4 protein-coding genes are annotated in these 6,807 nt (G+C 67.8%); 3 read left to right on the top strand and 1 reads right to left on the bottom strand.

Features of this window, described 5'->3' with window-relative positions; all coding sequences use genetic code 11:
• Nucleotides 1-152: 152 nt before the first annotated feature.
• A complete protein-coding gene (locus OM513_RS14865; protein WP_264945312.1) occupies nucleotides 153-1,685 on the bottom strand; it encodes a sodium:solute symporter family transporter in 1,533 nt (510 codons plus the stop codon).
• 130 nt (nucleotides 1,686-1,815) lie between these two features.
• On the opposite strand from OM513_RS14865, the gene OM513_RS14860 reads away from it, so the two are divergent.
• From OM513_RS14860 to OM513_RS14850, 3 genes are all read left to right on the top strand, one after another.
• The gene (locus tag OM513_RS14860) at nucleotides 1,816-2,205 is read left to right on the top strand and encodes a hypothetical protein (RefSeq protein WP_264945310.1); all 390 of its coding nucleotides are present in this window, start codon (nucleotides 1,816-1,818) and stop codon (nucleotides 2,203-2,205) included.
• 256 nt (nucleotides 2,206-2,461) lie between these two features.
• The gene (locus OM513_RS14855; protein ID WP_264945308.1) at nucleotides 2,462-4,051 is read left to right on the top strand and encodes a tyrosine-type recombinase/integrase; all 1,590 of its coding nucleotides are present in this window, start codon (nucleotides 2,462-2,464) and stop codon (nucleotides 4,049-4,051) included.
• An 83-nt stretch (nucleotides 4,052-4,134) separates the two neighbouring features.
• Nucleotides 4,135-6,720, top strand: coding sequence for a cation-translocating P-type ATPase (locus OM513_RS14850; RefSeq protein WP_264945307.1), 2,586 nt, complete (start codon nucleotides 4,135-4,137; stop codon nucleotides 6,718-6,720).
• Nucleotides 6,721-6,807 lie beyond the last annotated feature (87 nt).

Here is a 6,807-nt window from a genome sequence, read left to right as displayed (position 1 = left end):
CGGACCCTCAAGGTCCACCTCCACGATCTCCAGCGGCTTCTTCGCCTCAAATGCCACCGCGGCCCGCGTCTTCATGCTGATCCTCCCGAACGGCTCGCGCGCCGGATGCCGGGATTGCGCGCGGGTTGCAAGGGCGCGGGGCGCAGAATCGCTCAGCGGCGGAGCGCTTGTCCGCTTCCCGGCGGGATCGCGCAGATCAGCGCCGCCACAGCGGTGCCGATGCAAAGCTGGTATGGAAAGGCCAGGCCGGCGGGGCCGATCATGAAGGGCTGCAGCAGCAGCACCGTGACGAACCCGCCCAGCAGCGCCGCGATCACCGACAACGTGTTGCCCCGCCCTGTGAACACCGCGACCAGATAGACGCCCAGCAGCCCGGCATAGGCGAACACCATCACCTGCAGCGCGAACTCCAGCAGCGGCATATCGGTATAGCGCTGCCAGTAGAAGCTGAGCGCCGCCGTGCCGAACATCGCCACCGCCACGATCCCCATCCCCCAGCGCCCGGCGCGGACATAGTGCGGCCCTCCGGCCCCGCCGCGCGCCTCCTTCCAGGGGCGGTAGAAGTCTGTGATCATCACCGAGCTCATCGCGTTCAGCGCCGAATTGGTGGTCGCCACGGCCGCCGCCGTCACCCCCACGGTCACCAGCCCGCGCAGCCCCGGCGGCACCTGCGTCAGGATATAGTGGACGAACACCGTCACCTTCTCGCCCGAGAAGCTGCTGGCCACGCGGTGGCTCTCCCCCATCAGCTCGGGCCGCTGGTAGAAGATGTGGAGCAGCAGCCCCACGGCCATGAACACCGCGATGATCGGGATCGCGCCCAGCGCCGACAGTATCAGCCCGCGCGCGCCCGTCCGCGCATCCGGGCTGGCGAGCAGGCGTTGGGTGGTGTCCTGGTCCAGCCCGAAATTGGCGACGTTGAGCAGGAACAGCCCGGTCATCATCGCCAGCACCGAAAAGGGATGCGAGAGGTCCAGGCTCCAGTCGAGCAGCCGCAGTTTGTCCACGCCCCCGGGCGCAGCGGACAGCGCGGCCAGTATCTCCGCGTTGCTCGCGGGGATCGACAGATAGAGGAACGCCAGCACCGCCACCGCCGATCCGGTATAGACGGTGAACTGGATCAGGTCGTTCCAGATCACCGCCTTCAGCCCGCCGTGGAAGGTGAACAGGAACGCCGCCGCCATCACCATGGCCGCCGCCGACAGGATCGCCGGCGCGCTGACGCTGGAAAAGGCTACCATCGCCAGCGCGATCGCCGCCAGATAGACGCGCGCCCCCCCCGCCAGCACCCGCCCCACCAGGAACATGCCCCCCGCCCAGCGCATTGCCCGCGCGTCGAACCGCCGCTCCAGCAGCTCGTACACGGTGGTCGCGCGCATCGCGTAGAAGCGCGGGATCAGCACATGCGCCACGAACAGCGCCGCGATGCACGGGCTGATCACCGCGCCCAGATAGGCCAGGTCGCCGCGAAAGCTCTGGTCCGGCACGCCCAGGAAGGTCGCGGCGGACTGGGTCGCCGCCAGCACCGATACCGCCGCCAGCCACGCCGGCACGCTGCGCCCGGCCAGGAAATATTCGCCCAGCTCCTCGCGCCGCAGCCGCGCGAAAGCCCAGCCGCCGCCCAGCATCACCAGCAGGTAGAGCCCCACCACCAGCCAATCGAGCGCGGCGAATTGCGTGTCCATGCCCGGCCCCTTGTAACGGCTGTTCGGCCGCCGTCACCTGTGCAGAGCGGCGACGCCGCTCAGCCGCGGTTCAGCCGGCCCGGGGCATCGTGGCCGCGGAGGAAATCGTCGAGGGACCGGGAGACCGGAGATGGACGATCGCACGCGCATCCCGCCGGGGCACGACGCCCGCAGCGCGCCCCCGCGCGAACGCCGCATCCTCAACGCCACGCTCCGCGCGCCGCGCTTCGGCAGCGCGGAGGCGGTGGTGCGCAACATATCGGCGGGCGGGCTGGGCGGCAGCACGCGCATCTGGCTGTGCCCCGGCGAACCGGTGGAGGCGATGCTGCCCGGCATCGGCGCGGTGGCGGCGGTGGTCGCCTGGGCGGACGGCACGCGCTTCGGCCTGCGCTTCGACGGCCCGATCGCCCCGGCGCGCGTGACCCGCGACCGCGCCCAGGGAATGGACCCCGGCTTCCGCGTAATGGACCGCTACCGCCCCGCCGGCACCGCCTGGCGCCCAGGCCTGACCCGGCGCTGAGGGTGAGGAGTCTGACGAGGCCTTGTCATTGAAAAAATGGTGCTGCCGGTGAGGATTGAACTCACGACCTCAGCCTTACCAACCGACTTTGTTACTTGCGCTATACTATCCAAACCTACGATTTCCGCCATTTTTGCTTGACCGATCTTTGCCAAAATACGACACTCTGACCCATCAATTTATGCCGCTAGCTTCCGCTGTGCTTCCAGTTTGCGGGCCCCAGCGGCAAGTCTGAGGTCGGGTTCCGGGAGTTCGTATGGCAGAGGCGCGGGTTCGCTTGACCAAGCGAGTAGTGGACAAGCTTGAGGCGGATGGCAAGGACCGGGTCCTGTGGGACACGGATGTCCATGGATTTGGGCTGAGAATCTCACCCGCCGGTGCGCTCACCTATGTCCTCCAGTACCGGTTCGAGGGGCGGCAGCGCCGCTTCAAGATCGGGACGCACGGGTCGCCCTGGACGCCGGAAGCGGCACGCCAGGAAGCGCAAAGTCTATTGGGAAAAATCATAGACGGCGTCGACCCGCAGCAGGAGCGCATAAATGAACGCAGAGAACTCATGCTCGGCGAGCTTTGCGATGTCTATCTCGTGGAAGCACTGATAACCGCAAAAGAGAGCTCGATCCGCGCCGCTCGCAACAACATCGAGAACCACATCAAGCCGCTCCTGGGCATGCGGCGCGCGTCCAAGATCGTGCGCGCCGATGTCGAGCAGCTGCTCCGCGACATTGCGGCGGGAAAGACCGCGCGAAGGAAGAAGACGGGGCATCGCGGACTATCGCGCGTGCGTGGCGGCAAGGGCGCGGCCAACCAAGCGGTTACGACCCTGAGCGCAGTCATGGGCTTTTCCGTGGTGCGGGGCTTGCGGCTCGACAATCCCGCAATCGGCGTCCGCAAATTTCCGGGCAAGAAGATGGAGCGCTTCCTCTCGCCGGCGGAGCTCGCCCGGCTCGGCGAAGCGCTGGCCGCGGCGGCGTCGCTCGGGGTGGAAAGCCCCTATGCGATCGCCGCGCTCCGGCTGCTGGTGCTGACCGGCTGCCGAAGGGGAGAAATCCTCACGCTCAAGCGCAGCTATATCGACCCGTTCCACCGCTGCCTGCGGCTCCCGGACAGCAAGACCGGGGCGAAGGTGGTGCATCTTGGCGCCCCGGCAATGAAGGTGATCGCCGCGGTCCCGCAGGTCGTCGGCAATCCCTATCTGCTCCCCGGCAAGAAGGACGGCACGCATGTGACTGACCTCCAAGCTTGCTGGGCGCGCATCCGCAAGACCGCGGGGCTCGAAGACGTGCGCATTCACGACCTGAGGCACAGCTTTGCCTCGATCGGCGCATCGACCGGCGACAGCATGCTGATCATCGGCGCGCTGCTCGGGCACAAGAGCGCGAAGACGACCGAACGCTACACGCATCTGTCGGACCATCCGCTCAAATCCGCGGTCGACCGCATCTCCGACGAGATCGCCCGCCACCTCGACGAGAACTTCGCAGTCACCGCGGCCAACGACGTCGAGGAGGAAGACCCGTTCATGGCCTTCTGGGCAGCACAATGCGAGGCGGAAGCGCCGAAGCCTGACCCGGTGCTCGGGGCGGTCATCCGGACGCAGTGGCTCGACACCCGCGCCGCCGCATCGATGCTCGGCTTCACGGTCGGCACGATGCAGACCTATCGCTGGATGGGCACCGGCCCGGCGTTCCGGAAGATCGGGCGGCGCGTCGTCTACTCCGCCGAGGCTTTGACCGCGTGGCGCGCAGCGCAAGCGTGCGAAGGTTTGCGGGGAACGAACCCGGCGACGTCGAATGGGCAAATGCCTCAAGCGGACATGCGAGGGCCGATGCTGATGCGAGTGTGACTGGTTGGTGGCAAGTCGTGCGCGGGCTATCTTCCGGCTTACGCCTTGACCAGTGACGCGCGAAGCAAAAGAGAAGCACGCATTTGACCGCCCAATCGCCTGCCAGGCAAAGCGAAGACCGCAGCGGGCTGACCTCCGGCGAAGCGCTCGATCGCCTCGCCCGCGAGGGGCCGAACGAGCTCCCGCGCGCCGATCGGCGTTCGGTGCTCAGGATCCTCGGCGAAGTGATCCGCGAGCCGATGCTGGCACTGCTGCTGGCGGGCGGCGGCGCCTATCTGCTCCTCGGCGACCTCGGCGAGGCGCTCATCCTGCTCGGCTTCGCGACCTTTTCGATCGCGGTCACGGTGATCCAGGAAACGCGGACCGAACATGTGCTCGAGGCGCTGCGCGATCTCTCGGCTCCGCGAGCGCTGGTGATCCGCGACGGCATGCGCGTCCGCGTATCCGGACGCGAGGTAGTGCGCGGCGACCTGCTCGTGCTCGAACAGGGCGACCGGATCGCCGCGGATGCGGCGCTGGCGACCGCAGACGACCTCCAGGTAGACGAATCGCTTCTGACCGGCGAATCCGTGCCGGTGCGCAAGCGCGCTGCAGGCGATGACGACACGCTCGAAAGCGGGCACCGGCCCGGTGGGGAGGACCAGCCGCTGGTCTATTCGGGATCGCTCGTCACACGGGGTGCCGGCCTGGCCTGGGTGACTGCGACGGGGCCGCGCAGCGAAATCGGCAGGATCGGTCAGTCGCTCGCGACGCTCGACACCGAGCCGCCGCGCTTGCGGCGCGAGACCGCGCGGATCGTGCGCCTGTGCGCTTTGGGCGGCGGCGGGGTCGCCCTGCTCGTCGTGCTGCTGTTCGGGCTGCTGCGCGGCGGTTGGCTCGACGCGGTGCTTGCCGGAATTGCGATCGGCATGTCGATGCTGCCCGAAGAGTTTCCGGTCGTGCTCACGATCTTCCTCGCGATGGGCGCGTGGCGGATCGCGCAGGCCGGGGTGCTCACGCGCCGCGCGGCTGCGATCGAGACGCTGGGCTCGGCGACCGTGCTGTGCACCGACAAGACCGGCACGCTTACCGAGAACCGCATGGCGGTGGCGAGCCTTTGGATTCCTTCGGGCGAGACTGCGGCGATTGGCGGCGATACCGAAGCCGCCCCGCAATTCCACAAACTGATCGATACGAGCATCCTGGCGAGCGCGGCGGTGCCGGTCGACCCGATGGAGGTTGCGTTCCATGACGCGGGCGCGGGCATTGCGGCGCTCAAGGAGCGCCGCGCGGGGCTGGTGCTCGCGCATGGCTATGGCCTGCGCGCCGACCTGCTCGCCATGTCGAACATCTGGCGCGATGCGGGCAACGACACCGACTGCAGGGTTGCGGCAAAGGGTGCGCCCGAAGCGATCGCAACCTTGTGCAGGCTGACCCCCGATGCGCGCGCGCGGTTGACCGCCGCGGTCGACGCCATGGCGGAACGCGGCATGCGCGTGCTCGGCGTCGCCAGCGCGTCGACTTCGGCGGACGGAGCCTGGCCCGAGTCCCAGCTCGATCATGCGTTCACCCTGACCGGTCTGATCGGTCTCGCCGACCCGCTGCGGACAAGCGTGCCGGCAGCGGTCGCGGAATGCCGCGCAGCGGGCATCAAGGTGGTGATGATCACCGGCGACTATGCCGCCACCGCGCGCGCGATCGCCATCCAGGCCGGAATCGTCGACGGCGACGTGCTGACCGGAGCCGAACTCGCGGTGCTCGACGACGCCCAGCTCGCCGAGCGGCTCAAGACGGTGACGGTGTTCGCGCGGATCATGCCCGAGCAGAAGCTGCGTATCGTGTCCGCGTTTAAGGCCGATGGCGAGATCGTCGCGATGACCGGCGACGGGGTCAATGATGCGCCTTCGCTCAAGGCCGCGCATATCGGCGTCGCCATGGGCAAGCGCGGCACTGACGTCGCGCGCGAGGCCTCGGCGATCGTGCTGCTCGACGACGATTTCGGTTCGATCGTCAATGCGGTACGGCTCGGGCGGCGCATTTACGACAATATCCGCGAGGCGATGGCGTTCATCTTCGCGGTCCATGTCCCGATCGCCGGGCTGGCGCTGCTGCCGCTGGTCACCGGCCTGCCGATCCTGTTCGGCCCGATCCATATCGCGCTGCTTGAGATGATCATCGATCCGGTCTGCGCATTGGTGTTCGAAGCCGAGCGCGAGGAGGCGGACCTCATGCGGCGCAAGCCGCGCGATCCCGACGAGCGCCTGTTCTCGATCCGCATGATCGGCTGGAGCGTATTCCAGGGCAGCCTTGCCTTCGCGATGCTCGCGGCGATCTTTCTCCTGGCGAGCCATCTGGGCATGCCGGAAGCGGAAGTGCGTGCGCTCACCTTCTTCGCGCTGGTCGGCGCGATCCTGGCGCTGATTCTGGTCAACCGATCGTTCGATACGTCGCTGCTGCATGCGCTCGTGCGCGGCAATGTCGCGCTGCGCTATGTGTTCGGCGCGGTGGTCGCGATCACGACACTCATCCTCACCGTCGCCCCGATCCGGGCCATGCTGAAGTTCGGTCCGCTCCATGGGATCGACATTGGTGTGGCCGGCGGATCCGCAGCCCTCCTGCTGGTGCTGCTCGAGGCCACCAAGCAGTTCCCGTCGCCCCGTGGCGCGGCCAGGCGACCGACGCAGCCATGAGAATCGAGCGGGCCGAGCGATCGCGCGCCGCTGTAAGATTCATGCTCCGAGCGCGTCCTTCGATCAGGGCGGACCGAAGTCCGCCAG

It is taken from the genome of Sphingomonas canadensis, from assembly GCF_026013525.1.
Lineage (GTDB): Bacteria > Pseudomonadota > Alphaproteobacteria > Sphingomonadales > Sphingomonadaceae > Sphingomonas > Sphingomonas canadensis.
This window is presented reverse-complemented; position numbering and strand designations above follow the sequence as displayed.

Excerpts from the sequence above, each read along its gene's own strand:
- OM513_RS14860 (WP_264945310.1), top strand. The coding sequence starts at position 1,816 with ATGGACGATCGCACGCGCATCCCGCCGGGGCACGACGCCCGCAGCGCG.
- OM513_RS14855 (WP_264945308.1), top strand. The coding sequence starts at position 2,462 with ATGGCAGAGGCGCGGGTTCGCTTGACCAAGCGAGTAGTGGACAAGCTT.
- OM513_RS14865 (WP_264945312.1), bottom strand. The coding sequence starts at position 1,685 with ATGGACACGCAATTCGCCGCGCTCGATTGGCTGGTGGTGGGGCTCTAC.